Origin of the sequence: Paraburkholderia aromaticivorans, from assembly GCF_002278075.1 — a bacterium.
Taxonomy (GTDB): Bacteria; Pseudomonadota; Gammaproteobacteria; order Burkholderiales; family Burkholderiaceae; genus Paraburkholderia; species Paraburkholderia aromaticivorans.
Genome location: NZ_CP022989.1, coordinates 3,907,002 through 3,932,916 on the forward strand (window position 1 = coordinate 3,907,002; position 25,915 = coordinate 3,932,916).

Sequence of the window (25,915 nt, forward strand, 5' to 3'; positions counted from 1 at the left end):
GTCAAGTCAAGTCCGGCCAAAAGCTAATACTTCCCTTCTTGCTTAAAGACCTTGGTCCAATCTTTCACCAGCAGATCCAACGCATCTTTGGCCGTGCCCTTATCGGCCACGACGTAATCGTGCACGCGCTTTTGCATGTCGAGCAACAACTCGGCATAAGCCGGCTCTGCCCAGAAATCTTTGACGATTGCCATCGACTTCAGGAATGCGGGGGCAAACGGCGCGCTCTTCGGAAAGTCCGGGGCGTCGACCACCGATTTGGCCGCCGAATAGCCACCCAGTTGCCACCACTTCTTCTGCACGTCGGGTTGCGCGAACCACTTGATATATTCCAGCGCGTCTTCCTTATGGTCCGAGTACGAGACGACCGAGATGCCCTGCCCGCCCAACTGCGTGTATTGCTTCACCTCACGCGGATTGACGAAGAAGCCGATCTTGTCGCCACCGACATTCGGGTCTTTATAAAGCCCCGGAAAGAACGCGAACCAGTTCATCTGCATCGCCACCTGACCCGACTTGAACGCGTCGAGCCCTTCCTGCATGTAGGCGTTGGTCATGCCCGGCGCCGTGCAGCACTTATAGAGGGCCTTGTAGTATTCGAGCCCCTTCACCGCGCCTGGCGAGTTCACGAAGCCATCGAGGTGATAGGGCTTCTTGGGATCCTGATACTCGAAGCCGAAGTTGTACATGGCGTTGGTCACGCCCATCGTGATCCCCTCGGATCCACGCTCCGTGAAGATATACACGCCATAGACCGTCTTGCCGTCGATCTTTCGGCCCTGGAAGAATTCCGCAGTCTGCTTGAGTTCATCGAGCGTAGTGGGCGGCGCAAGCTCACGGTTGTATTTCTGCTTGAACTCCGCGCGCAGCTCCGGGCGTGCAAACCAGTCCTTACGGTAGGTCCATCCGACCGCGTCGGCCATTGCTGGCAACGCCCAATAGTTCGGCGTATTCTTTGGCCACTCCGAATATCCCACCACCGTGGCCGGCACGAAGTCGTCCATGGATATCTTGTTCTTGGTGAAGAAGTCGTTGAGCTTCACGTAATGTCCGTTGACCGCCGCGCCGCCGATCCACTGACTGTCGCCAATGATCAGATCACACAGCTTGCCGTGCGAATTGAGTTCATTGATAAAGCGGTCGGCATAACTGGTCCACGGTACGAACTCGAACTTCATCTTGATGCCGGTCTTGGCCGTGAAATCCTTCGACAGTTCGACCAGTGCGTTGGCGGGATCCCATGCCGCCCAGCAGAGTGTCAACTGCTTGTCCTGTGCGTGCGCGCCCGTTGCCGTGCCGAGCCCCAGCGATATGAGGGTTGCCGCCACTAGCCTCGCTGACGTTAGACGTAACATGTCTCTTCTCCTTGTCTTTCTCGGGTCTCCAACCTGATGACATTCAGCGCCCATGCGCCGGGCACCGCATTTCGGCTCTGGCAGATCAGAACTCGGTCCGCGTGTCGCGAGCGTCAGGCATGCGCATTCTCACGAAGATAAATCCGGGTTTCCGGCGTGGGGATGGCAAGCGCTCCCCGGACGTCGTTGACAAAATTGATCGCGGCAAGCCCGGCCCAATGCACAATGCCGCGCACGTCCTGATCGAGTATCACGTCGATCGCACGCTCCGACAGTTGGGCGCGGGTCTCCGCCGTGCATTCGTGGCCAATCAGGACGAGGTGTACCTTGTCGCCGGACTCCTGCAATGCCGCTGCAACGCCGGAGATGCCGCCGCCCGTCACATACACGCCGACCAGGTCCGCATGGCGCGCACTCAGGCCCTGCACGGCCAGGCCGGCGCCATCGTCGTCTTCGGCGAAGTCGGGTTCGGCAATCCAGCGCAGGTTGCGGAAGTCCTCCTCCAGCACCTGCGAAAAGCCGGTGCGCCGCTCCACCTGATCATGCAGACGCGACGATCCCGATAGCACGGCAACCGTGCCCAGCTTCGCGCAAAGAAAGCGCCCCATCAATAATCCTGCGGTGCGTCCGGCAATCCTGTTGTCGACCCCCACGTAGGCGGCGCGCCGGCTCGCGGGTAGATCGGAGAACACGGTAACGACCGGCACGTGAGCGTCGCTCATCTCTTCGATGAACCGCTCGACCCATGGATAGTCCAGAGGCGCGAGCACCAGCGCGTCGTAGTCGATCACTTCGGCGGCGAACGCCGCGGTCTCGCGTTGGCTGGAAAAATCGCAGCGGTAAAACGACGGGGTGATGCGATGCTCACGAAAGAAGCTGGCCGATAGCGCAATATCGCGCTCGACGTGATCGAGGAAGCGGGAGTTCACTTGCGGCAGCACGAACGCGACCCGGAACGAGCCGACCTTTGCCGGCCGGCCGCGGCTCGCCCGCTCGTCACGCAGATTCGCGAGTGCAAGATGCACGCGTTCTGCGGTTTCCGGACGCACGGCCTGATCGTCGCGCAGGACACGATCGACCGTGGCCACGCTGACGCCAGCCCGACGCGCAATCATCGTACGAGTAGCCGGCATGGGTCTCCTCCGGTGCCGAGCGAAAGAATTGTTTTGTTTTACTGAAGGTAGTTTTTTCCAGAAAAAATGCAAGCTTTTTTTCCCGGAAAAACCCGTCATTGATTTGATGAACAGAGCGGCGGCTAATCGGCGCCGCGAGCGCCGATGGCGTGCGGCGATGACGAGCGTCGGAAGAGAAAACCCCGGCCCACTGCCTACGGTCCGGATTGTGTAGTTGATTTCCCCAGCCACACACGACGCTTGAACGCAGGGGTGGATGACGAGGAAATTTGAAGTGATTGTTTACCGCGTCGAAGGCGGTGAGTTCCAGGAGATAGAAGACCGGGTACCGCATTGTGCGCGTGGGTCGCGACGTGACTCCCCGGCGAAGCACACGTCCCCTCGATCACCGCATGGAAAGGCACCAGGTGTGCATGCAGCGATTCACGCGCCCGTCTGCGATTTCGAAACCGTGAGCGGCAGACGTAACCAACCGGGCTCGAGGTCCGCGCTCCAGCGCTGCGAAAGCACCCCCCCGCGCCCGGCCGTCAACTCATCATTCCACCGTAACGGACTTCGCGAGGTTTCTCGGCTTGTCGACATCGGTCCCACGTGCGCACGCCGTATGGTAGGCAAGCAACTGCAACGGCACCACATGAAGCAGCGGTGACAGCGGCCCGTAATGCTCCGGCATCCTGATCACATGAATGCCCGGTTCGCTGCCGATCCGCGTGTCGGCATCGGCAAACACATACAGCTCGCCCCCGCGCGCCTTCACTTCCTGAAGATTCGACTTCAGCTTTTCCAGCAGCGTGTCGTTCGGCGCGATCGTCACGACCGGCATGGCGTCCGTGACAAGCGCCAACGGGCCATGCTTCAGTTCGCCGGCCGGGTAAGCCTCCGCATGAATGTAGGAAATCTCCTTGAGCTTGAGCGCCCCTTCCAGCGCAATTGGATAGTGCGAACCGCGGCCGAGGAACAGCGCGCTTTCCTTGCCGGAAAACTTCTCCGACCACGCGATGATCTGCGGCTCCAGGGCCAGCACGGCGTTCAATGCGGCCGGCAGATGGCGCAACTGGCGCACGTAGTCGGCTTCCTGTTCCGGGCTCACCGTGCCGCGGATTTTCCCCAGCGTCGCGGCAAGAACGAACAAACCGACCAGTTGCGTGGTGAACGCCTTGGTCGACGCCACGCCGATCTCGCGGCCCGCGTGCGTGTGAAACGACAGCGACGTCAAGCGCACCATCGCGCTCGTCGCCACATTGCAAACCGACAGCGTGTGCTTGTGTCCGAGTGACTGCGCGTGCTTCAAGGCAGCGAGCGTGTCGGCGGTTTCGCCGGATTGGGAAATCACGACCACCAACGCCTTCGGATTGGGCACTGAATCCCGGTAGCGGTATTCGCTGGCGATTTCGACCTGGGTCGGAATCTTCGCGATCGATTCGAGCCAGTACTTGGCCGTCAGTCCCGAGTAGTAACTCGTGCCGCAAGCGAGAATCAACAGGCTGTCGATGTCCGCGAACACGGCTGCCGCCTGCTCGCCGAACAGCGAGGCATCGAGCGACTCGCCTTGCGGCACCGTGTCAGCGATCGCGCGCGGTTGCTCGAAAATTTCCTTCTGCATGAAATGCCGGTACGGTCCGAGTTCCACGCCACCGCCGTATGCGGCCACGGTGCGCACTTCGCGCTGCACGTCGGCACCCTCGCGGCCCACCACGCGCACGCGCTCGAGCGTCAACTCGCACACGTCGCCCTCTTCCAGGAAGATGAAGCGCTCGGTCTCGCCCGCCAACGCCAGCGCGTCGGAGGCGAGAAAATTCTCGCCTTCGCCGAGGCCGACGACGAGCGGCGAACCTTGCCGCGCCCCCACGACGAGATGCGGATGAGCCTTGTGCTCGACCGCGATCGCGTACGCGCCGTCCAACTGCTTCACGGCTTCCCGAACCGCCTCGAACAGATCGCCGCGATACAGGCAATGCACGAGGTGCGCAACCACTTCCGTGTCGGTTTGCGAAACGAACACATAGCCTTTCGAGCGCAGCATCTCACGCAGCGGCTCGTAGTTTTCGATGATGCCGTTATGCACCAGCGCCAACTCATCCTTGGAGAAGATCGGATGCGCGTTGTCCGTGACAGGCGCGCCGTGCGTCGCCCAACGGGTGTGCGCGACGCCCGTGCCGCCTTCGAGATGCGTTTCGCGCGCCTGCGCGTCGAGGTCCGCGACCCGTGCCGTGCTGCGCGCGCGGCGCGGGCCGGCGGCGGCGAGCACGGCGACGCCGCACGAGTCGTAGCCACGATACTCGAGACGACGCAGTCCTTCGATCAGAACCGGGACGATGTTACGTTGCGCTACCGCGCCGACAATGCCACACATAAAATTGCTTTCCCACGTGATGTTGTATCGGATGGGGCGAGCCGCCCCGGATCGAGCCGAGCCTCAGGCGAACCCGGCAGGATTGGTCGATTGCCAGCGCCAATGGTCCGCGCACATGCGTTCGATGCCGTACTGCGCGCGCCAGCCGAGCAGTTTTTCGGCAGCGGCCGGATCGGCGAAACAGGACGCGACGTCGCCCGGACGGCGCGCCACGATTTCATAAGGCACCGGCCTCGCCGATGCCTTTTCGAACGAGCGCACCACGTCCAGCACGCTATAGCCCTGCCCCGTGCCGAGATTCACGACGAAGCCCGCATCGCGCTCGACGAGCGCATCGAGCGCGGCCAGGTGTCCGCGCGCCAGATCCACCACGTGGATGTAATCACGCACGCCGGTGCCATCCGGCGTGTCGTAATCGCCGCCGAACACCCGCAGCTTCTCCAGCTTGCCGACTGCCACCTGCGCGACATACGGCATGAGGTTGTTCGGCACGCCGCCCGGATCTTCGCCGATCAGGCCGCTCTCGTGCGCGCCGACCGGATTGAAATAGCGCAGCGTGGCAATACGCCATGACGGGTCCGACACTTCCAGATCGCGCAGCACCTGTTCGGCGATCAGCTTCGTCTGGCCGTACGGGTTGGTGGCCGAGAGCGGAAACGATTCGTCGATCGGCGAGGTCTTCGGCACGCCGTACACGGTGGCCGACGAACTGAACACGAACTGCTTCACATCGCGCGCGCGCATGACCGCGAGCAGCGCGAGCAGACTGCCGAGATTGTTGTCGTAATACTCGATCGGCTTCGAGACCGATTCGCCCACCGCTTTCAACGCCGCGAAGTGGATCGCGCCGGTCACCGGATGCGCATCGAAAATGCGTTGCAACGCGGCTTCGTCGCGCGAATCCGTTTCATGGAACGCCACGCGTTTGCCGGTGATCTGCTCGACGCGTTTGAGCGACTCGCGATTGCTGTTGACGAGGTTGTCCACCACGACCACGTCGTAGCCGCCGTTCAGCAATTCGACACAGGTATGCGAGCCGATAAAACCGGCGCCCCCGGTTACCAGAATCGTGCCTTTCAAAGCCATGCGAAATTTTCCTTTATATCGATTCAACGTGAGCGGCACGCCCACTCAATGCCGCTCGGCCGTACTCACGCCGACGGTCGCGAGGCCGCCGTCCGTCACGTAAGGCACGATGCCGGTTTGCGCAATGCGCGCGGCGGTGTCAGTGGCGCAGGATTCGTCGGCGGGCGCGCAATAGTCGATAGCCAGCACCGGCAGCCTGTACTGATCGCGAATGATCGCCGCCTGCGCGAGCAGCCAGTCGCGATCGGCCTGCGGCACTTCGGTATAGCGCTGTTTGCCGGCGTCCCACCCGCGATACAGCGATTCGAACGCCACCATGTAGGCGAGACCATGGACCTGAGGCAACACCTCGAACCCGCGGTTGAAAATCAGCTTCGCACGCGGATAGCGCGCCTTGATCGCGCGGATGACCCGCACCAGCCCCGCTTCCTGCGCGGCTCGCGCGGCGTCGGTTTTGGCGATCAGGTGGTACGAGTCGAGCGTGTCGAGGAAGAAGCCCCGATAGCCTTTCTTCCATAGCGGCGCGATCACCTTGTCGACGAAAAACGCCGGCCATTCAGCGGCCGTCTGATCGACCACATGCGAAGCCCACGTTTCATTGACACCGGGCAGCCACGCTTTCGGCATCGCGCTGTAATACGCGCGATGCGGGTTCACTTCACCCACGCTCACATAGGCGAACCACGCGGGATGCGCGTTCGCATGAGCACGCGGATCGAAGCGCGCGTCGGGCTCGACCACCACGACATCGAACGGGGCCAGCTCTTCCACAGGCGGATTCGCACCGTAGTACAGCGCCACCGACGGACCCGCCGGCGCGTGCGCCTCATCCGCCGCGCCCTGCGCATGCGCCACGGAAGCCAGCGCGCCGAGCGCGGCGAGGCGCGTGAGCCGGCTCACACGCCGCAGCAGCGCGCGTAATGGAGAACGTCGGTCGTAATCATGCTCAGGCAAAGCCAGTTCCTCTTTGATGTTGTGCGGGCAACGCCGCCCGCTTCAGATCGTCGGTGCTAACTACCCACTGGCAGGAACGACCACCAGCAGATACTGTCGAGCGCGACAGTCGCAATCGACGGACTGAACCCCGCCTGCTGCGCGGCCGTCCACGCGGTTTGCGCGGCCGAACTCGCGGTGCATGTCGACGCATAGTCGAGCGACCCGGTGAAAAACCCGCTGCGCCCGAGATTCTGTTCAGTGGTTTGCCAGGACTTCAACTGTTGCACGACCGACGTGCTCGTCGACGGCAGGAACACCTGTTCCGCGATCACGCCGTCGATCAGCCACGGAAACGATACGCCCCCCGTCGTCCCGCCGATAGCCTGCACCGGCGCGGCATTCGGCACCAGCGCAAGATCCGGAAAGCGCTCGCGCAGTTGCTTGACGAGATCGAGACCGCCTTGCGCACAGCTTGCATCGCACGGGGCGGTGGACGAATTGACGCCGTGTCCGACGATCTCGAAGTTATCCAGCATGAATCCGTCGACGCCGGTTGCCGCGAGACGCGGAGCAACATAGTTGACGATCAGATTCTGATAGCCGGCGTTGGCGGGATTCATCCAGTATTCCGGGTAGCCCTGATATTTGCTGATTTGCGCCGCGCTGTTCGCGCCGCACGACACGAAGCCCGAGGGCACGGTGTTCCAGTAAGTCCGCGATTTCTCGCAGGCGCCGAAATTCAGATAGCTGAGCACTTTCGCGCCGTTCGCCTTCAATGCCGCGATCTGTGCGGCGGAAAAGGCCGGCGTGCCGGTGCCAGGATCAGCGTCGATCACGATCAGCCTGAACGTGGACGCGGCCTGGGCGAGGTCGATCGCGCTGCCCTGCCCGTAAAAAGCGGCCCAAACCGGCGAGGGCGGCAACGCGCGGGCCGCCGAAATCGCCGGCGCGGGGCTCGCCGGTTGCGTGCTGGTGTTTGTGTTCGTGCTGGTGCTGGTGTTCGTGCTGGTGTTCGTGCTCGTGCTGGTGTTCGTGCTGGTGTTCGTGTTCGTGGCGGTGTTCGTGTTCGTGGCGGGATTCGTCGAACCGGGCGCATTAGAAACGTTAGTCCCGCTGACGCCGGCCGGCGAGGCCGAGGCAGCGGTCGAGCCACCCGTGCCGGCGCCGCCGCTACTGCCGGAACCGCCGCCACCGCACGCGGCCATCAAACCGGCAGCGGCGAATACGATCGCCGCGTCGAGCCATCGCCGCGCTATGCGCGAGGCAGCGTGAATAGTGGAGGCTGGGCGCGCGCGGGCGGCCCGCTGAAGCGGGCCAAAGTCATACTGTTGCATGGTGGAATCCGGAGTCGAACGGTGTCAGGCCGAAGGTGCGGGCGTGCCGCTTCGACCCGCGAGACGTGCATCAGCCTTCACCGTTATGCAACGGCAGGCCATGCGCGAAGCCGAGTCGAAACAGCAGCGCCCTTTGTTCAACCCCGCAACATATACGTTTCGTATTCCAAAGACATGAATTTGCGGTCGAGCACTTTCACCGCCGCCACCACCACGACGAGCAGCGCGAGCGCAAATCCATAGCCGTAGAAATCCGGCCCGAGCTTGAGCGTGATGCCGGTAAAAAGCCCGTTCAGCACGACGAATGCGCCGGTCAGACGCAGCACGACGCGGCGCCCGTCGAGATAGAAGAACACGTTGAGCAGCCCGAGCAGCAACACCTGCAGACTCGCCGACACCACGTCGACGACCAGCAGCGGCATATACAGCGGCGAGATGCCGAGCGAGCCCAGCACGCGTTCGCCGAAGGCGATGATCAGCAACAGCACGACCGCCTGCACCTTGATGATCTCGTACAGACCGGCCCGTACGCTGCCCACCATCATGTCGCGCATTTCGTTGATATGGCGCAGAGTCGCGCCGCTGCGCACCGCGTCGTAGAAGGCGTCGTAGTACTCGACGAAATCCGCCTCGATCCGCACGAGGAACGTCGCCATGCCGGGCATCACGCACACGTAGGCGATAAAAATCGGAATGTCGTAGATCACCGAGGCGCGCAGCGGCCCGATCACCGCTGTGCCCGTGCCCGGCGAATACCAGAACATGAACTTGTCGAGCCACACACCGATGTTGAACAGCAGGCCGACCAGCGCGAGGCTCGGATAGGCGAAGCGCCGCTCGAACACTTCGAACGAAACAAAGCGCTCACTGCGGTAGTTACGGTAGATCAGGCCCGACAACCCGGCGAGCAGAACGATGTGCCCCGCCACGAAGCCGCCCAGCAGACCGACCAGCCCGAAGCCGTTCAACGCGAGCGCGAGGCACACCACGCAGGCATAGCCCACGGCGAACACCAGCAGGATTTGCCGATACTGCTTGACGCTCGACAAAAAGATCACCGCGATCCAGATGTTGCTGACCACGACAAAGCCCGTGATCATCAGCAAGCGGTAGATCAGCGGCTCCTCGCGAAAGCCCACCAGCATCGCGATCACCGCGACCACGCTGGCGAGAATCGACGACACCAGCACCACGCCGTTGTAGTTCGACAGCACGAGGTCGTCGCGCTTTTCGAACAGGCGATCGGAAATGAAACGCGTGAACGACAGCTGCAGCGGCCCGGTCAGAATCAGGCTGAGCGCGATCAGATACGTGACCGACACCTGAAACTGCACGATCGCGAAAGTGGGGATCACCGAGGTGAGACTGATCAAGCCGATGATCAGGATGCCGAAGATCGACAGGATCAGCGGTCCGGAACTGATCAGGCCCGCGTAGGCATAGGCGCGCGCCACGCCGGCGAGCGTGTCGCGGCGCATGATCTTGCGCAATTCGAAGCCGATACCCGCCATCAGCGTGTCTCCTGCGATTGAACGGACTGCGCCGGCTGCACGCGCGGCTGCGCTCCGGATTGAGAGCCGTGATTCATCGGGCAGCGCGCCGCACCGGCCGTGCCGTCGCGTTCGCGGTCCGGCTTCGCGGCGAGGCGCTCGTAAAGCGTGCGGTAGCGGTCGATCATCTGCTTTTTGGTGTAGTAACGGCGCACGCGCGCGAGTCCGGCCTGCTGCGCGGCATGCCAACGCGTCTCGTCGGCGAGCAGCGACAGCACTGCCTGGGCGAACGCCGCCGGGTCCGCGAGCTGAACCACCATGCCGGCCGAACCCAGCGCGCGATCTTCCGCATCCATGCCTTCGATCAGTTGGCGGCACGAGCCCACGTCGGTCGTGATGGCCGGCACGCCGGCCGCGAAGCCCTCCAGCACCACCAGCGGCAGTGCCTCGCTGATCGAGGTCAGCGCGATTACGTCGACTTGCGGCAGCATGTCGTCGATACGCTGGAAGCCGAGGAATTTCACGTTGCGGCTAAGCCCGAGACTCTCCACGAGCGCCCGGCATTCGAGCGCATACGCGGGATCCTCTTCTTCCGGTCCGATGATCCAGCCTTCGAGATCCGGCATGGTTCGCGACGCGATGAAGATCGCGCGAATGAAGGTCTTGATGTCCTTGATCGGCACGACACGCCCGATCAGCGCCACCACGCGGTGCGAGCGCGGCTTGCGCTCGGCCACGAGCGGCCCCAGCGCGTCGACGTCGATACCGTTCGGAATGCATTGCGTGCGCTCGGCACGCGCGCCGTCGGTGACCTGGCGCTGGCGGTTCGCCTCGTACAACGCGACGATGTCGTCGGCGGCGTCGTAAGCGAGCTTGCCGATCGCTTCGAAAAAACGCACCCACAATTCACGGAAATAGCTGACGCGAGAAATATCGCGTTCGAACACACCCCGGTTATCGCGAATCCACTGGCTCTGCAGCAAGTCGATCTTGCGTTCCTTCGTATAGATGCCGTGTTCGGAGATCAGCAGCGGACGGCCCGTGCGGTAATGCATCAGCGCGCCGAGAAAGCCGCCGTATCCGGTCGATACCGTGTGATAGACACGCGCGGGCAGCAACTGCTCGGCGACGCGCGCGAGTTGCCACAGCGGCTTGTGCATGATCCGCACGGTCCAGAAGTAGTCGGTAAACGACGGATCGGTACAGTACTTCTGATACTGATCGACGATGGTGTCCCAGGCCGCGCGGCTCGACAGGAACTGTTCCTCGTTCAGCGCGCCGTGCGCGCCGAGCATCGGGATCATGCTCGCCATCAGTTCGCCGGCGTCCTGGCACTTGCGCGGATCGCGCAGGGCATCGTGCAAGGCCTGCGAGCGCGCGAACGCCGCGGCGTCGCCGTTCACCGCGCGCGGCTGAAAGTCCGCCACGGCCTGCTCGTACAGATAATGCGTTTCGAGGTGCACGACGTTGTCCGGCAGCGCATACGCCACCCCGGCGTAGTCCTGTTCCCGGCTGCCGATAAAGACAATCGCGAAACGGGTCTCGGGATACGAGCGGATCATTTCGTTGACCCAGCTCGACACGCCGCCACGCACGAACGGGAACGTGCCTTCGAGCAGCAGGCAGACATCGGCATCGGCGGCACGGCGGATCGGGAGTTCTTTCATCATGACCAGTACTTCACAACCGGTTTGAGTGTGGGCAACGCAGCGGCATTGCCCAGCGATGCGAGAAGCTGCGAAACACGAGCGTAGTCGCCGCGCAGGAAGTCGGCTTCCGCCAGCCACGGCACCAGCCGTTCCCGCGGGAAGCCGAGTTCGAGCGCATGCGCGATGTATTCGTGCGCGGCATTGGGCAACGCGTTGGCCAGCGCGAGACGGCCGCGGATCAGCCACAGCGCCGCATCGGTCGGATCGGTTTCGAGCGCCGTCTGCGCGTAGCGGTCGGCCTGTTGCAGCGTATGGCGGTACACCGCGCCCTGCACCAGGTTCTGGTACACGAGTTCGAAATACAGCTCGGCCAGCATGCGGTTCAGCGCGTGCCGTTCGGTGTCGTTGCCGGTCGCTTCCAGCGCTTTGCTGGTGCGGAAGATCTTCTGCATGATTTCGTTTTCGGCGTGATCCAGTGTGCCGTAAGCGATCAGGCGAATGTCTTCGAGCGGGTCGGCCAGCAACTCGCGCAGCAACGTGCCGGTGGTGCGGGTAGGCATGCTCTGGATCGCCACGAGGGCCGACAGCCGGTCGGTGGGCGACACCTGGGTATTCGCGAGACGCGCCTGCAGCCGCGCGCCGCCGCCGTGCGACACGCGCGACACCAGGTACGTGACGAATTGCGGGCGCGGCACATCGGCGAGTTGGTCGCTGTCGTGGCTGGCCGGGAAAAGCGCTGCCCAGATGCAGCTGGTCAGCACCACGAGGCCGCCGAACAACGGCACGAAGGTGCAGGCAAGCCACAGGAACAGCAACGAGAGCGCCCGCGGCTCGCGGTAGTTCAACGGCAACCACGCGCGGAACGCGACCGCCTCGGCGAATCCGGCCACCGCCTGCAGCGCCAGAAAGCGCAGCAGCGGATCGAACGCGCCGGCCGGTTGCAGCAGGCTCGCGATCGCCAGGTATTGCACGATCACGGCCGCCACGGCCGCCAGCACGCTGACGATGAGAGAAAGGGTCTTAGACATCGAGGCCGCTTCGTTTGAGAAGACGCGTCAGCGCCGCGCCCGGGTCGTCGCCCTCGAGGTGGAGCGTATGGACGCCGACGCGCGCGCGTTCCAGGTCGGTGTTGAACTGTGCCGTCAGGCTGGCTTCGATCCGCGCCAGATAGCCGTCGATACCGGTCGTATCCGTGGCGGGCATCAGATTCACCAGCACCGACTGTTTGGACGTCTGCACCGGCCACATCACGTCGAGCGAACGGCGGCGGCGCATCACATGCTCGAACAGCGAGTCGCCCTCTTCATCGCGCGGAAACGCCAGCGCGACGACCGACGACGCCACACCCGCCTTCTGCTGCAGACGCGCGAGGCGGCTCAGGTCGAGCGCGAATTCGTACGGGCAATTCGGCACGCGGTCGAGAATGCGCTGCACGAAGGCGGAATGCTCGACGCCGTCGGCGTAATAGCCCAGCAGCACCAGCAGCAGTTGCAGGTTGTCGAAGTTGAGCGACAGGAACGGCATCCGCTTGACGACGAGCAGCGCGCGCAGTTCTCCGTCCGCCGACACCAGCGGCGCGCACACCAGGTACTGGCTGACCGGCACCACCGTGTCTTCGTTCTTCAGATGCGCGACGCTCAGCGTGTTGAGCGCATGCGTGACGAGTTCGTCGTGCATTTCGAGTTCGAACGCGTCGCCGATCCGCGCGATCGCCTCGGTACCGAGCTTATTGTCACGCACCGGATACAGCGCCGCGACTTCGATCTGGCAGGCTTGCGCGACGAATTCGAGCAACCCGCTCGCTCCGCCCAGCGGGTGGCCTTCCCGCGCGACCGCCGGCACGGCGAGCGCCGTCTCGGTGGAGACCGACAGCCGGCGCAATTCGGTAATCGAGTCGCGCAGCGTGGTCGGCCGCGACAGCAGGTCCTTTTCGAGCCGCTCGTGGGACAGCCGCATAAGGTAGTGGCTATTGGTCAACGCGACGAGACGGTCGTTCAGGTAATCGTTCAGCGAAGACGCGCGCTCGGCGCGGCTACCCCACGTGTCGCCGAAGTGCCCGGCGAGAATCGTCTGGATCAGGCCGCCCGCGAAATACAGCGCGGGGAACGGGCCGCCATGCGGGTAAAAGAGCGCCCACGCGCCCAGCATGAAAGCCCCGGTCAACAGGCCGAGCAGGCTGCCGTAGCGCAAGGCGACCAGCAGCGACACCAGCCACAGCCACGGAAAGCCGGCGCGCAGCAGCAACGGGTCTTCCGGATGAAGCCAGCGGGCCACGGCCAGTACGACCAGCACGAGCACGGCGGTCTCCACGATCGCGAACGGCCGCGCCACCGCGGGCGCCAGAAAGCGGCGCACACGTCCGAGATTGCCGAACGGATGCGCATGGCGCGGCTTGGATGCGCCCGGGTTGTTTTCCACGGCTGCGGTATTCACGGCCATTTCCTTTTCACATGTCGGGTTGCGGCTTGCGGCCCGCGTTTCGGGTGCACGCCGGCAACCTTGGGGATATGCTTACTGACGCGCTTGCAACGGCGACAGAACCTTGGCGATCAGCGAGGTCGCCACGCTCGACAGACCCGAGCGGCTCCAGCCCGTACGCGTGCCCGTCGCGCTCCACACCACGGCGCCGTTCGACACGTCGATCAGTTCGAACGTGACGCCGACTACCGGCTCGCCGTCCACGCCCGTCTTGTAACGCCATTCTTCGACCGCGCCCGACAGCACATAGCGGGCGTTCTGCGAACGCGCCCATTCCAGCGACTTGTCGCTGTCGGCGCGTTGCGTCGTGTCGAACAGCGAATTGCGGTTCGCATCGGCCGGTGCGATGCGCACGTCGGCGATACCGCCCGCGCGCAGCGTGTTGGCCGCGATCGATTCGGCGCTGTGACCGGCATCCGGCGTTTCAGTGTAGTTGGCGATCGCCACCACCGCCACCTTGTCGCCGCGCGCGAGCGCGGGGCCCGAGGTCTGGCGCACCGTGCCGCATGCGCTCACCAGCAGGGCCAGCGCGGTTGCCGCGACACACCAGGCGCTCGTACGAGCCAATCGTTTAATGCCGTACATGAAGAATTCTCCTTGGGATAACTATGCGAAATCCGGTTCAATAAAACCAGCTATAGCGAGCGCCGATCTGGGTCACCGGCGTGCCGAGGCGCGAGACGCGCTGATGCGAGAAAAAGAGCGCCGCATGATCGCCGCCGAACACCGTGCCCGCGAGGCCGAGACTGACTGACGGACCCCAGCCCTGCAACGAGTCGTGCAGCACGCCGACGTCGAGGAACGGCCGCCACGCCCGCGTGTACTGGTCGATCAGATCGTTGCCGAAACCGAAGAACAGCCCGTATTGCGAGTAGGTCTGCGGGATGAACGTCGACGCGGTGACCGGACCCGCGCTCACGGGAATCAGCCGCGAGATCAGGCCGTCGGCCTCGCCGCTCGCGCTGTAGTCGCCATGCGCGCCGATCAGCCGCAGCGTGTAGTCCGGATAGTTGGTGCGGATGCGATAGCCGATTTCACCGGTGGACAGGACACCGCTGCCAAGATAGTTGCGCGCCTGGCTGTAGAAGCGATCGGCTTCGACGGTGCCCGTGGCATACAGACTCTGTGTCGCGCGGTAGGTGATCGTGCCGACCACGTTGTCCTTCATGCCGCCCACCTGCAGCGTCTGCGATTCGCGCGCGGTCTGGTTGCGGCCCGCTTTCAAGGCGATCGACAACGGCGAATTCCTGCCCCACTCCGCGGCCACCGACACGCTGTAGAAGCTGTCGAGCGCTTCGCGGCGGCCGGCGGTGACCATGAAGGCGGTGTCGTAGGTTTGACGCCGCGCGTAAAACTCCACCGAACGATCCACCGACGGCACGTTGGTGAGCTGCCCCTGATCCGTCGAATGCTGGAAGCGCTGGATACCGTTCACGCCGACCATATACAGATCGGCGATCTTGATGCTGCCCGCCAACGTCTGTTCGATGAAATCGAGCGGGTGCTCGACGTAGCTGGTCACGCTCGCGTCGAGCGATTGCGGCCACGTCAGCGCGGTCTGCTGCAGGCGGCTATGCAACTCCGAGTCGTAGGGCGCGCCTTCCAGGCCCTGAAACGCGAGGTTTTCAGCCGCGCCCGGACGATCCACCGCGATCGACGCGTCGATACGGTTGTAGATCGGCAAGCGCGCGCCTTGCTGGTCGAGCAGCCGCTCCATGGCCGGCTTGTCGTTCTCCGCGAGCGCGATCGCGATCAGCTGCTCCGAAGGTTGAACGAGAACATTGGCGTACTGACGGGCCAGCCAGCGCTTGGCCAACGGATTCGCTTCATGCGACATCGCCCACGCGAGCGCCACGTCACGCGCCACCGACGAACTCAACTGCGCCTGCTCCGGCGACGCCGCGACGGCCTGCGCTTTCACGGGTTGTGCGGGCGGCAGGCCGGCCGCGTCGCCGAGCAGCGTGCGGCGTGCTTCGGCGTTGTCGTTGCGGCCCGCGTCGCTCGCGAGCAGATCGATCAGGAATGCCTTCGACACGTCCGCGTTTTCGAAGATCGACGCGAGCGTCACGCGGCGGCCGAGCATCTGCTCACGCACTTCGCTGCCCTGCGAGGCGCGCGTGCGCAGCACGATCTGACCTTGCGCGCTGTTGGCGCGCACCTCGGCCTCTTCCTGCTGCATCTGGCGCCAGACGTTGCGGCGGATCGACCACGCGAGATCGCCGCGCCCCGCCATTTCCTGCGCTTCGGCGTAGGTCAGTTGCCAGAGCGGATCGCGCGACATGGCCGCCGACTGCAGACGCAGATACTTGAGCGCCGCCTCCGGCCGGTTCAGACGCATCAGCGCGGCGGCCAGCGGCCCCCACAACGCCGGCGCCTGCGCGGGTGCGTCACGCCATTCGGCCACCGCCTCGCGCAGTTGTGCTTCGCTGCCGTAGTCCACCAGCGTCCAGAGCAGCGCGGCGCGCAAATCGAGCGTCGCGCCAGGCAGCGCCACCGCGTGCTGCAGGTCGTGCAGCGCGTCGAGCGGACGGTCCGTCTGGCGATAGTATTCGGCGCGCACGCGCAGAAACGCGGGGTCGCCTTCGGCAGCCGCCAGTTGCTCGGGCGTCAGGCTTTTCAGCAGCGCCTCGACGCGATCGTACTGCTCCGCATCGGTGTAGTAGTGAATCGCGCTCTGCAGCGCGCGCGGCGACTGGTCGCGGCGGAACTGCAACTCGGACGTGCGGGCCGCGTCGACCGGATACGCGTCGTAGAAATACGTCATCGCGCCCAGGTCTTCGGGCGCCGCCTTGCCGCTTGCCAGCAAATGCTTGTAGGCGTCGTTCGCGATGTCGTCACGCTGCAGCAGGCGCGCGAGTTGCGCGGCATTGCGCCAGAACAGCATGTCGTCGTCTTTGGCGCCGCGGCGTGCGGCGAGCAGCGTGTCGAGCGCGCCCTTGTAGTCGCCGTGACGGTACAAGAGGCTCGCCGTGCGCAGCGCGTATTGCGTGTTCGACGGGTACAGCTGATCGAGCTTGCGGTAGTAGGTCAGCGCTTCGTCGTCGTGACCGGAGCGCTCGGCGAGCTGGCCCAGGCGCGCGTCGATCGCTTCAGCCGGCGAATTGCGTTGACGGCTGCGCAGGAAAGCCAGCGCGTCGTCCGGGCGGCCCAGACGCTCGTAGGCCGCCACCACCGAGTCGACCAGTTTGAGATCGCCGGGCGCCGCATTCGATGCCTGGATCAACGCAGCCAGATAGGCGTTGTCGTCGTTGAGCATCGGCGCGAGACGCATCACGTTCTTCCAGCCTTCCGGATCGTGCGTGGCTTGCGCGTAAGTGAGCCACATCTGCAAGGCGAGCGGCGACGCATGGTTCCATTCGGCGACCTGCGCGAGGCGCCTCGTCCAGACCGGCGAGCCAGGATTCTTGCTGACCTGCTCGGCTGCCACGCGCTGGGCGTCGGGCAGATCGTTCGATTCGAGGAACGACTGATAAAGCAGGCTGGGCACATCGTTCGATGCGGCGGCGTTCGGTGCCGCGTTCGTGGCCGCATTGGTGGCCGCATTTGTTGCCGGGCTCGACGCCGCCGCCGGCGCGGCGGCCGATGCCTTGTTCGCCGCTGAACTCGACGCCGCCGCGGCAGGCGCCGCCACGCGCACGAGATGCACATCGCGCAAACCGTGCGTGCGGGGACGCATCGCGAGCGCCGCCCCGGCTCGCGGGCCGTCCATATAGGCGTACTGCCCTTGCGAGCCGTCTTCACGTGCGCGATCGCGGATAAAGTCGACGAGCCGCAGCGCGCCATCTTCGTCAGGCCGGCCCTGCGCGTAGCCGGCCAGCGCCTTCGCATAGCGGTCGACCAGATCCGGACGATGCGCGGCCCGCGCCAGGTTCAGCAACACCACGAGCGTCTCTTGATCGTGCGCAAACGCGGCGCCGTGTTCGTTGGCGGCAGCGAGCGCTTCGTCGAGCAGATTGCCCGATTGCAAGGCCCGAATGCCCGCGATGAAGCACTGACGCTGCGCATCGAACGTCGCCGCGCTAGCCTGCAAACGGAACCAGGCGTTCGCCGCGCCGCGATAGTCGCCGCCATACATGGCGAAGCGCACCACTTCGCGATTCCAGCGCGCTTGTTGCGCCGGGTCCTGCGCGGCAAGGCGCGCGTACAGTTGCCCGGCGAGTTGTTGCGCATTCACCGAAGCCGCCGCCTCGGCCAGCATCTGCAAATCGGCATTCGACCACGACAGAGCCGCGGCACTCGCCAACTGCGTACGCAAGCGCGCGAGCGCGGCTTCGCGGCCCGGGTCGCTGGCGGGCAGCGCGAACGTCTCGCGCGTGTCGACGCTCAGGCGCAGCAACTGCGCCGCGCGGTGCATCTGTTCGTTGGGAATCGCCTCCATGCGGGCGGCGATACGGCGCGCGTCCTCGTTGCGTCCGAGACGCACATACTGCGTGCCGAGCACCGAGAGAATTTCCGTGTTGTCGGGCTGCACGCGCAGCCATGCTTCCAGATACGCAATGCTGAGATCGCTCGGCGCGTCGGTCGAGGTCATCCGGCTACGCAGGCCGCCGCGCGGATGCACGAGATACAGCGTGATCAACACCACGCCCGCGAGCAGCAGAACGAGCCACGTGGGCGCGATGCGAGGACGATTATCGGCCACAGGCGACCTCGACTGACTTGTAGTTCAGTTTCTGTCCGACCTCTGCCGGCGTATCGAAACGCAGGAAGTCGCCGTCACGACGCGTGGCGACAGACTGATTGTTGACGCTGACCTTGCACTGCTGCGCGTTGGCCAGCTTGACGAATGGCTGATAGTGGCCGGCGAATTCGAAATGCATGCCCTGCGGCGTGCGCCGGAAGTCGCGCACGAAACCGTTGGCTTCGCCGATATACGGCGCTGCCTCTTTGGCCGCGCCGCCGATCGCAAAGCGGGCGCTGCCGCCGTCGATATGGATATAGGTGCCGTCTGGGCCGTTGGCAAAGCCGGTCACGCCCGAGGCGCTGTCGAGCGACGGTTTGGCCGTCTGCGGCCAATGCAATTCGCGCACTTCGCCGTTGCCGCGCACGATCCAGTCGCTCGCCTGCGGGCCCACCTCTTTCGCCACCGCGAAGGTATGCCAGTCGAGCACCTTGCGGATGTATTCGCTCACGTAGACCGGCATCACCGGCTGCTTGAGCACCGTGGAGAAGATCTGGTCGAGCGCGCGCAACGAGGCCACCTTGGTGCCGCTGTACATATGGTAGTAGATGTCGATCGGCTTGAAGCGCAGCGGCCGGTCGGTCATCGCAAAGGTCTCCAGCACGCGCGTGAAGCCATAGAACGGGCCTTGCCAGTCGTTCGTGTAGACGTTTTCGTCCTGATTCGGCGCGTACACCTGATATGCGTCCGGTCCCTTGTCCACGCCGATCGGCGCGATATTGGTCCAGCTATTGGCCGACTTCGTGATGACGGTGTCGCCGCCGTTGAAGTTGTAGACGCCCGCCTCATACACCTTGCGCACGACGAAACCCGGCGGCCGGCAGTCGCCCGACCATTGCAGGATTACCGTCTTCTTGCCGGCCGGCGCAAGACGCGTGTTGATGTAGTCGATCGAACCGGTGATCTCACGGTCGATATTGAAGCGATAACCCGGAATGTTCAGCGAGAACGCCGCGTCGCCGCCTCCGCGGTCCACCTGCGCGCCGGTCGCGCTGTCCACCTGCTCCCATTGGAACGGATGCGAATACGTGTGCGTGCCGATCTCGACATGCGGCAGCGCGAACATTTTGCGCGCGATCTCTTCCAGACGCGGCGAGATATCCGGATGCAGGCCCTTCGGACCGACCTCGCCCTCGATCACCGACAGTGTCATCGGCACCGGGTAGCGCGTGAAAATCTGCTGATAGAGCGCTTCGCCGGAATAGTCGGGGCCGGGGAATTCGGCGCGCGAGGCGAAACCGTCGCCATCCACGTGCGACATGAACAGACGCCGGCCGTTTTCAGTCGTCACGCTCGGCGACGGCATGTCCGGCAAATGCAGCGCCGCTTTCATGAACGCCATCGGCTGAATGGCCCAGCGCTCCTGCTCGATGCTGTCGAGCGAGGTCACGGTGTATGGACTGAGCGCGTAGCCGCCCCACGGCGTGAGCGCGACCTGGTCGAGCAACACGCCGTTGGCCGACACGCGCAGCAACGGCTGGCTGCGCGAACCCACGCGCACGCCTTGCAGATCGCGCGGCTCGGGCTTCGGGCTGATTTCGAAGCCGACCATGGGATCGCTCTTGACCACCGTGACCGGCGCGGCCAGCGTGCCGCCCACCGCTTGCAGATCGAGCGCCGCGCCGGCCGAACCGGCCGCGTCGAAGCCGAACTGCCCGAGGAAGGCGACGGGAATGTGATCGGCGATGCGGGCGGCGACCCAGCGTTGCCACGCTTCAGGGTCGGGCACCGCGCCGCGCTGGATCCACGCGACCACGCCCGCGTAGCGGTCCGGCGTGATCGCATCCGGCAAGCGCGACGAGAAATCGGCGTACTCGACGTCGTAGCCCATATAGTTCAGCGGCGTGGCCAGATCGCGCACGCCGGCGCTCAGGTCGAGCGGATCTTTGGTGTCGCGGTCCTGCACGACGAGAATCTTGCGCGGCAGCACTTCGATCTTGCCGATGCCCACCACGTCGCGCCCCTTGCTCGTGACGTAAGGCAGCATGCCGGCCGATACGACGCGCGCGGCCGTATCACGGGCGCACTGCCGGTCGGTGCGAGCGCAAAACTCCACGGACACGACAGGCACTCCGCTTTGCTGCGTGAACGCGCGCGCCGCTGCAATGCGTTGGGCGCGCAACGATTCAGCCACTTCGAGCAACTGGCCGCTGTCATCCATGCCGCGAACCAGCGAGTCGCCGACCACCGCATACAGCGACTTCGCATAAGGCAGCGCGTTGCGCATGACGTCGGCGCCGCCCGCCACGAGGCGCGCGTCCGGGTGCGCGTCATGAATGCGCCCGGCGGCGGCGACGGCCGCGGGCGTCTCGAGCAGGAAGCCGCGATAGCCGCGCTGCCACAGCGGTTCGATCTCACTGGAGAGGAAGGCGTCGGCCGAACCGGCGGACTCGGCTCCATGCGTGCGCGCGATCCAGGTGGTATGAGCCAGCGGATGCGCGGCCGGATCGAAGCCGGTAGCCGGGTCGACCACGACGGCGTCGAATGCCTGCAATTCGCCTACAGGCGGATTGGCGGCGTAAAAGAAAGCGAGATCCGGCTGAGAGAAAACAGAACTGGCGACAGTGGCAGCGGACTGCAACGGCGCAGTTTCGGCCTGCGTTGCGAGCGGTGCGAGGCCCGCCGTGCCGAGCATGACCGCAATCAAGGTGCGTGTAAGAAATCGTTCGCCCGCACTTTCGACAATCCCGCAAGAGTCCCCGCCGGCGCGCGCCCGGGTCCGCTTCTTCATCGCCAAAATCTTTTCCCCGTTCTGTCTGAAGGCGAGCGGCGTAATCCCCGTATGGAGAAAATTTCCGCAAGCTGATTTTAAGCCGGTCAAATCCGCATTATTTGCACCACGCAATTCGACGTTGCGACGGATGCGAAACCGACTCTTTGTTGTTTCCTGCTAAAGCCGAGGAAGATAGCACATCCGATGGCGCCGTCTCAAGATCGGTCACGCCATTGGCTGACTCAGAACAGTTAAATAGTGAAAAGCGCATCCACTTGAATTCAAAGGCAAACGATTGCGCGGCCGAGGGCGAATGATATTACCGGAGGCAGCCTTCAAAAACCGATTCGTCAAGGAGTTCGCGAATGTGTTGGAAAATCGCCGCAATCGGACTTCGACCCATCCGCCGCTGCGGATCAATCTTCTGATCAATAATCGCGAAAAAAACGAACCATCGTGCTTTTTCAGAAAGGCGCTGATTCCTTAAAATAGTTTGATCAACGCGCGCGTGGCAATAAATACCGGAAAGCAAAACGCCGGAAATCAATTCCACAGCACTCGCGAGATGCACTGGCTCCCACCAATGCAAAAAAGATAAATCCGCGCCCTAAAGAAAATTCCAAGGATGCCGTTAGCGCAGTTGGGCAAACCCGGAGTGATCCGGCGACGCAAAACTATAGGGACTCCTTTACGGGAGTTCGCCAGTTGCCCGCCGTATCCACGGCGGGCCAATCGACAGTGGTTTCAAAAGACCGCGTCAGGAGGCTACATGCAAGAAAATCGGGGAATGGGTGCGGTCGCATTTGCTGCTTCGGAATCGGCGGAAGAATCCCGCCTCCTCGCCCGCACCGGCAGATGTCTGAAACGGGCCGGACTGATCGCCGGCCTGTTAGTGGGGTGCCTTGGCGGCACCGCTTTCGCGGGCACCACCACAGCCACCAGCGTCGTCGTCCCCTCCTACTTCAACGCCACCAGCAGCGTCGCGAACTGGAACAGTCTCACGACCACGGCGCGTAAGGTGCCGACCACCGCCATCCTGAATCCGAATAGCGGCCCCGGCGTGAAGGAAGACCCGAACTATGCCGCCGCCATCGCCAGGCTTCGCGCCGCGGGCGGCAAAGTATTGGGCTATGTGTCCACCTCGTACGGCAAGCGTTCGCTGTCCGCGGTCGTGACCGACATCAATACGTACGTAGCCTTGTATAAGGTAGACGGCTTCTTCATCGACGAGATGACTTCCGACAGTCAGATCTCGCACATCCAGTTCTACCAGTCGATCTACAACTACATCAAAGGCCTGAACGCCACCTACTCGGTGACGGCCAATCCGGGCACCAACATTCCTGAGTTGTACGCGAGCCTGCCGACCGCCGATCAGTTCGTCGTGTTCGAAAGCACCGCAAAAAGCTACGCGAAATACCAGCCGATGAGCTGGCAGACCGCCTATCCGAAGAGCCGCTTCGTGCACATGGTGTATGGCGCGACCGCCGCGCAATTGCCGGGCGTCGTGCAATACGCGAAGACGCATGGCGCGGGCGGCGTGTATGTCACGTCGCTGTCCGGTGGCAATCCGTATAAGGCACTGCCGCCGTACTGGAACGACGAGGTGGCGGACGCCGCCGCGCCTTGATGATCCGACTCGCGGCGGCATGATTCATGTCGCCACGATGCTTACGCAGGCCGGCAAACCCGTGATGGATGCGCCGGCCAACTGCCGGCCGGCGCGGTGTGTCTTGCTTCACTGTCTGCCGGTTGACGACATAGTGTATTGAGTATCGAGCGCTTTGCCCCGCCGGCGTATTCGTCGGCGTTTTCTTTGGCTCGCGCGTCATGCCGTTTTTTATGGAAGTTTGCCGATAATCGAGCTGCATTCGTCCTTTGTGAAAGCGCGCAGCGTTCGCGTGCGGACGTTACCGGCAGAGCCCAGCGCGTAGCCGAATGACACGAAGCTTTGCTCATCGGGTGCTTCGATCACCGTAACAACGTCATATTCGCCCAACGTCCAGTAGATCTCTTTCATTTCACAGCCAAAGGTCCGGGCTAGTTCCGCCGCTTGACCCGCACGCTGCGGGCTGTTCTTGACGTTACGGATTCCCTGATCGGTGAATTGTGCAAGTACCACATACGTCGCCATGACGATTCCCCTTACGATTAACACGAGACGGGATTCAGACGCGCAAGTCGGACTGCTCACGCTATTGCGCTGTTGATGCGCGATAGCGTTCCGCGCGCAATCCAAGTGTAGGTAATGGCGACGCGTGCTACCGGATCTTTGCGGGGATGCACGCGCCATGTCCGCGTCTGGCATCGATCCTCAAGGGTTCCGATAAAGCACGTGACTGGCAATGGCGGTGTGCGTTACTCGCCTGCGTTCGCGCCGTGCTCCGCACGAACATCCGCCACCAGCAGCGCCGTCATGTTGACGATGCGGCGCACCGTCGCCGAAGCCGTCAGCACATGCACGGGTTTCGCCGCACCCAGCAGCATCGGACCGATCGCGATGTTGTTGCCCGCGGCGGTCTTCAGCAGGTTGTACGAGATGTTGGCCGCGTCGATGTTCGGCAGCACCAGCAGGTTCGCGTCACCTTCGAGCGTCGAGTCGGGCATCACTTCGCGACGCAGATTCGCGTCGAGCGCGATGTCGCCGTGCATCTCGCCGTCCACCTGCAGGTCCGGCGCGCGTTCGCGCAGGATCGCCAGCGTGTCGCGCATCTTCTGCGCGGTCGGCGCGTTGCTGGTGCCGAAATTCGAATGCGACAGCAGCGCGATCTTCGGCTCGATACCGAAACGGCGCACTTCTTCCGCCGCCATGAGGGTGATTTCCGCCAGTTGCTCCGGCGTCGGATCCACGTTCACGTGCGTATCCACGAGGAAGATCTGCCGATTCGGCAGCACCAGTGCGTTCATCGCCGCGTAGACCTTCGCGCCTTCCTTCTTGCCGATCACCTGATCGATGAAGTGCAGATGCCGATGCGTGGTCGACACCGTGCCGCAGATCATGCCGTCGGCCTCGCCCTTTTCCACCAGCATCGCGCCGATCAGCGTGGTGCGGCGGCGCATTTCGAGCTTCGCCATCTGCGCGCTGATGCCCTTGCGCGACATCATCTTGTGATATTCCTGCCAGAAGTCGCGATAACGCTCGTCGTGGTCGGTGTTCACCACCGTGTAGTCCTGACCCGCGACCAGCCGCAGACCGTAGCGCGCAATGCGCTGCTCGATCACCGCCGGGCGGCCGATCAGGATCGGCTTGGCCAGCTTTTCGTCGACGATGATCTGCATCGCGCGCAACACGCGCTCTTCCTCGCCTTCCGCGAACACGATGCGCTTCTTCTCCGGCTCGACGCTGCGCGCCAGCTGGAAAATCGGCTTCATGGTCGTGCCGCTGTGATACACGAACTGCTGCAGATGCTGTTCGTAGGCGTCCATGTCCTCGATCGGACGCTCGGCGACGCCCGAATCCATCGCGGCCTTCGCCACGGCCGGCGCGACCTTGACGATCAAACGCGGATCGAACGGCTTCGGAATCAGATACTCAGGGCCGAACGACAGGTCCTGAATGCCGTACGCCGTCGCGACGATATCGCTCTGCTCCTGGCGCGCCAGCTCGGCGATCGCGTTGACCGCGGCGATTTCCATTTCCCGCGTCACCGTGGTCGCGCCCGCATCCAGCGCGCCGCGGAACAGGAACGGGAACACCAGCACGTTGTTCACCTGGTTCGGGTAGTCGGTGCGGCCCGTGCACAGCACGGCGTCCGGGCGCACTTCCAGCGCCAGCTCCGGCAGGATTTCCGGCGTCGGGTTGGCCAGCGCCAGGATCAGCGGCTTGTCCGCCATCTGCCTGACCATGTCCTGCTTGAGCACGCCGCCGGCCGACAGGCCGAGGAACACGTCCGCGCCGCCGATCGCTTCGGCGAGCGTGCGGGCGTCGGTTTCACGCGCGAAACGCTCCTTGTCCGGGTCCATCAGTTCGACGCGGCCCTTGTAGACCACGCCGGCCAGATCGGTGACGGTGATGTTTTCGAGCGGCAGGCCGATATCGACCAGCAGGTCCAGACACGCCAGCGCCGCCGCGCCCGCGCCCGAGGAGACCAGCCTGACTTCCTTGATGTCCTTGCCGACCACCTTCAGACCGTTAGTGATGGCCGCCGCGACGACGATCGCGGTGCCGTGCTGGTCGTCGTGGAAGACCGGAATCTTCATGCGCTTGCGGCATTCGCGTTCGACGATGAAGCAGTCCGGCGCCTTGATGTCCTCGAGGTTGATGCCGCCGAAGGTCGGTTCCAGCGCCGCGATCACGTCGACCAGCTTGTGCGGGTCGGACTCGTTCAGCTCGATATCGAACACGTCGATGCCGGCGAACTTCTTGAACAGCACGGCCTTGCCTTCCATGACCGGCTTCGAGGCGAGCGGCCCGATGTTGCCCAGACCGAGCACCGCGGTGCCGTTGGTGACCACGCCCACGAGGTTGCTGCGCGCGGTGAAACGCGCGGCGTTCAGCGGGTTCTCGACGATTTCCTCGCACGCGAACGCCACGCCCGGCGAGTACGCCAGCGCGAGATCGCGCTGGTTGATCATCTGCTTGGTCGGGGCGATCGCGATCTTCCCGGGGGTGGGGAACTCGTGGTAATCGAGGGCGGCTTCGCGGGAGCTCGTTCTATCGGATTGCGTGATCATGACTGCGGTACTCGAAATAAAGTTAGCTAATCG

18 protein-coding genes and 1 riboswitch are annotated in these 25,915 nt (G+C 63.8%); of the genes, 2 read left to right on the forward strand and 16 right to left on the reverse strand.

The window, feature by feature from the left end:
• Window positions 1-23 precede the first annotated feature (23 nt).
• The 6 genes from CJU94_RS17625 to CJU94_RS17650 all read right to left on the reverse strand — a co-directional run bounded on the left by CJU94_RS17625 (window position 24) and on the right by CJU94_RS17650 (window position 7,786).
• The gene (locus CJU94_RS17625; RefSeq protein WP_095419785.1) at window positions 24-1,355 is read right to left on the reverse strand and encodes an ABC transporter substrate-binding protein; all 1,332 of its coding nucleotides are present in this window, start codon (window positions 1,353-1,355) and stop codon (window positions 24-26) included.
• 113 nt (window positions 1,356-1,468) lie between these two features.
• On the reverse strand, window positions 1,469-2,488 hold the full coding sequence (locus CJU94_RS17630; protein WP_095419786.1) for a LacI family DNA-binding transcriptional regulator: 1,020 nt from the start codon (window positions 2,486-2,488) through the stop codon (window positions 1,469-1,471).
• A gap of 535 nt (window positions 2,489-3,023) precedes the next feature.
• A complete protein-coding gene (gene glmS / locus CJU94_RS17635; protein ID WP_095419787.1) occupies window positions 3,024-4,841 on the reverse strand; it encodes a glutamine--fructose-6-phosphate transaminase (isomerizing) in 1,818 nt (605 codons plus the stop codon).
• Window positions 4,842-4,904: 63 nt separating this feature from the next.
• A complete protein-coding gene (gene galE / locus CJU94_RS17640) occupies window positions 4,905-5,927 on the reverse strand; it encodes a UDP-glucose 4-epimerase GalE (protein ID WP_095419788.1) in 1,023 nt (340 codons plus the stop codon).
• Window positions 5,928-5,972: 45 nt separating this feature from the next.
• Window positions 5,973-6,881 (reverse strand): endo alpha-1,4 polygalactosaminidase, encoded by a 909-nt coding sequence (locus CJU94_RS17645; RefSeq protein WP_244220866.1) that lies wholly within the window; start codon window positions 6,879-6,881, stop codon window positions 5,973-5,975.
• A 56-nt stretch (window positions 6,882-6,937) separates the two neighbouring features.
• Complete coding sequence (locus CJU94_RS17650) at window positions 6,938-7,786, reverse strand: glycoside hydrolase family 191 protein (protein WP_244220867.1); 849 nt, start codon at window positions 7,784-7,786, stop codon at window positions 6,938-6,940.
• Between the two features lie 43 nt (window positions 7,787-7,829).
• On the opposite strand from CJU94_RS17650, the gene CJU94_RS41805 reads away from it, so the two are divergent.
• Window positions 7,830-8,135 carry a hypothetical protein gene (locus tag CJU94_RS41805; protein ID WP_244220868.1) on the forward strand — a complete coding sequence of 102 codons (306 nt, stop codon included), beginning with the start codon at window positions 7,830-7,832 and terminating at the stop codon, window positions 8,133-8,135.
• Window positions 8,136-8,334: 199 nt separating this feature from the next.
• Here the strand turns inward: CJU94_RS41805 and pelG are convergent, their stop codons facing one another.
• The 8 genes from pelG to CJU94_RS40915 form a co-directional block, all read right to left on the reverse strand.
• On the reverse strand, window positions 8,335-9,708 hold the full coding sequence (gene pelG, locus CJU94_RS17655) for an exopolysaccharide Pel transporter PelG (protein WP_095419791.1): 1,374 nt from the start codon (window positions 9,706-9,708) through the stop codon (window positions 8,335-8,337).
• The gene (pelF, locus tag CJU94_RS17660; protein WP_095419792.1) at window positions 9,708-11,357 is read right to left on the reverse strand and encodes a GT4 family glycosyltransferase PelF; all 1,650 of its coding nucleotides are present in this window, start codon (window positions 11,355-11,357) and stop codon (window positions 9,708-9,710) included. The genes pelG and pelF overlap by 1 nt, the downstream gene beginning before the upstream one ends.
• The gene (locus CJU94_RS17665; RefSeq protein WP_095419793.1) at window positions 11,354-12,364 is read right to left on the reverse strand and encodes a hypothetical protein; all 1,011 of its coding nucleotides are present in this window, start codon (window positions 12,362-12,364) and stop codon (window positions 11,354-11,356) included. Before CJU94_RS17665 ends, pelF begins: the two co-directional genes overlap by 4 nt.
• Entirely contained in the window at window positions 12,357-13,769 is a 1,413-nt protein-coding gene (locus CJU94_RS17670) for a PelD GGDEF domain-containing protein (protein WP_095420421.1), read from the reverse strand. The genes CJU94_RS17665 and CJU94_RS17670 overlap by 8 nt, the downstream gene beginning before the upstream one ends.
• Window positions 13,770-13,847: 78 nt before the next feature.
• Window positions 13,848-14,399 carry a penicillin-binding protein activator LpoB gene (locus CJU94_RS17675; protein WP_095419794.1) on the reverse strand — a complete coding sequence of 184 codons (552 nt, stop codon included), beginning with the start codon at window positions 14,397-14,399 and terminating at the stop codon, window positions 13,848-13,850.
• A gap of 37 nt (window positions 14,400-14,436) precedes the next feature.
• Window positions 14,437-18,456 (reverse strand): tetratricopeptide repeat protein, encoded by a 4,020-nt coding sequence (locus CJU94_RS17680; protein WP_095419795.1) that lies wholly within the window; start codon window positions 18,454-18,456, stop codon window positions 14,437-14,439.
• On the reverse strand, window positions 18,446-21,226 hold the full coding sequence (locus CJU94_RS17685; RefSeq protein WP_244220870.1) for a bifunctional glycoside hydrolase/polysaccharide deacetylase family protein: 2,781 nt from the start codon (window positions 21,224-21,226) through the stop codon (window positions 18,446-18,448). Before CJU94_RS17685 ends, CJU94_RS17680 begins: the two co-directional genes overlap by 11 nt.
• Window positions 21,227-21,527: 301 nt before the next feature.
• Window positions 21,528-21,761, reverse strand: a complete 234-nt coding sequence (locus CJU94_RS40915; protein ID WP_157763763.1) for a hypothetical protein — start codon at window positions 21,759-21,761, stop codon at window positions 21,528-21,530.
• Between the two features lie 80 nt (window positions 21,762-21,841).
• Window positions 21,842-21,921, forward strand: a riboswitch (cyclic di-GMP riboswitch).
• Window positions 21,922-21,977: 56 nt separating this feature from the next.
• Here CJU94_RS40915 and CJU94_RS17690 point away from each other — a divergent pair.
• Window positions 21,978-22,838, forward strand: a complete 861-nt coding sequence (locus tag CJU94_RS17690) for a spherulation-specific family 4 protein (RefSeq protein WP_095419797.1) — start codon at window positions 21,978-21,980, stop codon at window positions 22,836-22,838.
• Between the two features lie 210 nt (window positions 22,839-23,048).
• Here the strand turns inward: CJU94_RS17690 and CJU94_RS17695 are convergent, their stop codons facing one another.
• A complete protein-coding gene (locus CJU94_RS17695) occupies window positions 23,049-23,342 on the reverse strand; it encodes a GYD domain-containing protein (RefSeq protein WP_095419798.1) in 294 nt (97 codons plus the stop codon).
• Between the two features lie 224 nt (window positions 23,343-23,566).
• Window positions 23,567-25,882: an NADP-dependent malic enzyme gene (locus CJU94_RS17700; protein ID WP_095419799.1), complete on the reverse strand. Its 2,316-nt coding sequence runs from the start codon at window positions 25,880-25,882 to the stop codon at window positions 23,567-23,569.
• Between the last annotated feature and the right edge of the window lie 33 nt (window positions 25,883-25,915).

Coding starts and splice junctions, on each gene's coding strand:
- CJU94_RS17625 (WP_095419785.1), bottom strand. CDS start 1,355: ATGTTACGTCTAACGTCAGCGAGGCTAGTGGCGGCAACCCTCATATCG.
- CJU94_RS17630 (WP_095419786.1), bottom strand. CDS start 2,488: ATGCCGGCTACTCGTACGATGATTGCGCGTCGGGCTGGCGTCAGCGTG.
- glmS (WP_095419787.1), bottom strand. CDS start 4,841: ATGTGTGGCATTGTCGGCGCGGTAGCGCAACGTAACATCGTCCCGGTT.
- galE (WP_095419788.1), bottom strand. CDS start 5,927: ATGGCTTTGAAAGGCACGATTCTGGTAACCGGGGGCGCCGGTTTTATC.
- pelG (WP_095419791.1), bottom strand. CDS start 9,708: ATGGCGGGTATCGGCTTCGAATTGCGCAAGATCATGCGCCGCGACACG.
- pelF (WP_095419792.1), bottom strand. CDS start 11,357: ATGATGAAAGAACTCCCGATCCGCCGTGCCGCCGATGCCGATGTCTGC.
- CJU94_RS17665 (WP_095419793.1), bottom strand. CDS start 12,364: ATGTCTAAGACCCTTTCTCTCATCGTCAGCGTGCTGGCGGCCGTGGCG.
- CJU94_RS17675 (WP_095419794.1), bottom strand. CDS start 14,399: ATGTACGGCATTAAACGATTGGCTCGTACGAGCGCCTGGTGTGTCGCG.
- CJU94_RS17685 (WP_244220870.1), bottom strand. CDS start 21,226: ATGAAGAAGCGGACCCGGGCGCGCGCCGGCGGGGACTCTTGCGGGATT.
- CJU94_RS17690 (WP_095419797.1), top strand. CDS start 21,978: ATGCAAGAAAATCGGGGAATGGGTGCGGTCGCATTTGCTGCTTCGGAA.
- CJU94_RS17695 (WP_095419798.1), bottom strand. CDS start 23,342: ATGGCGACGTATGTGGTACTTGCACAATTCACCGATCAGGGAATCCGT.
- CJU94_RS17700 (WP_095419799.1), bottom strand. CDS start 25,882: ATGATCACGCAATCCGATAGAACGAGCTCCCGCGAAGCCGCCCTCGAT.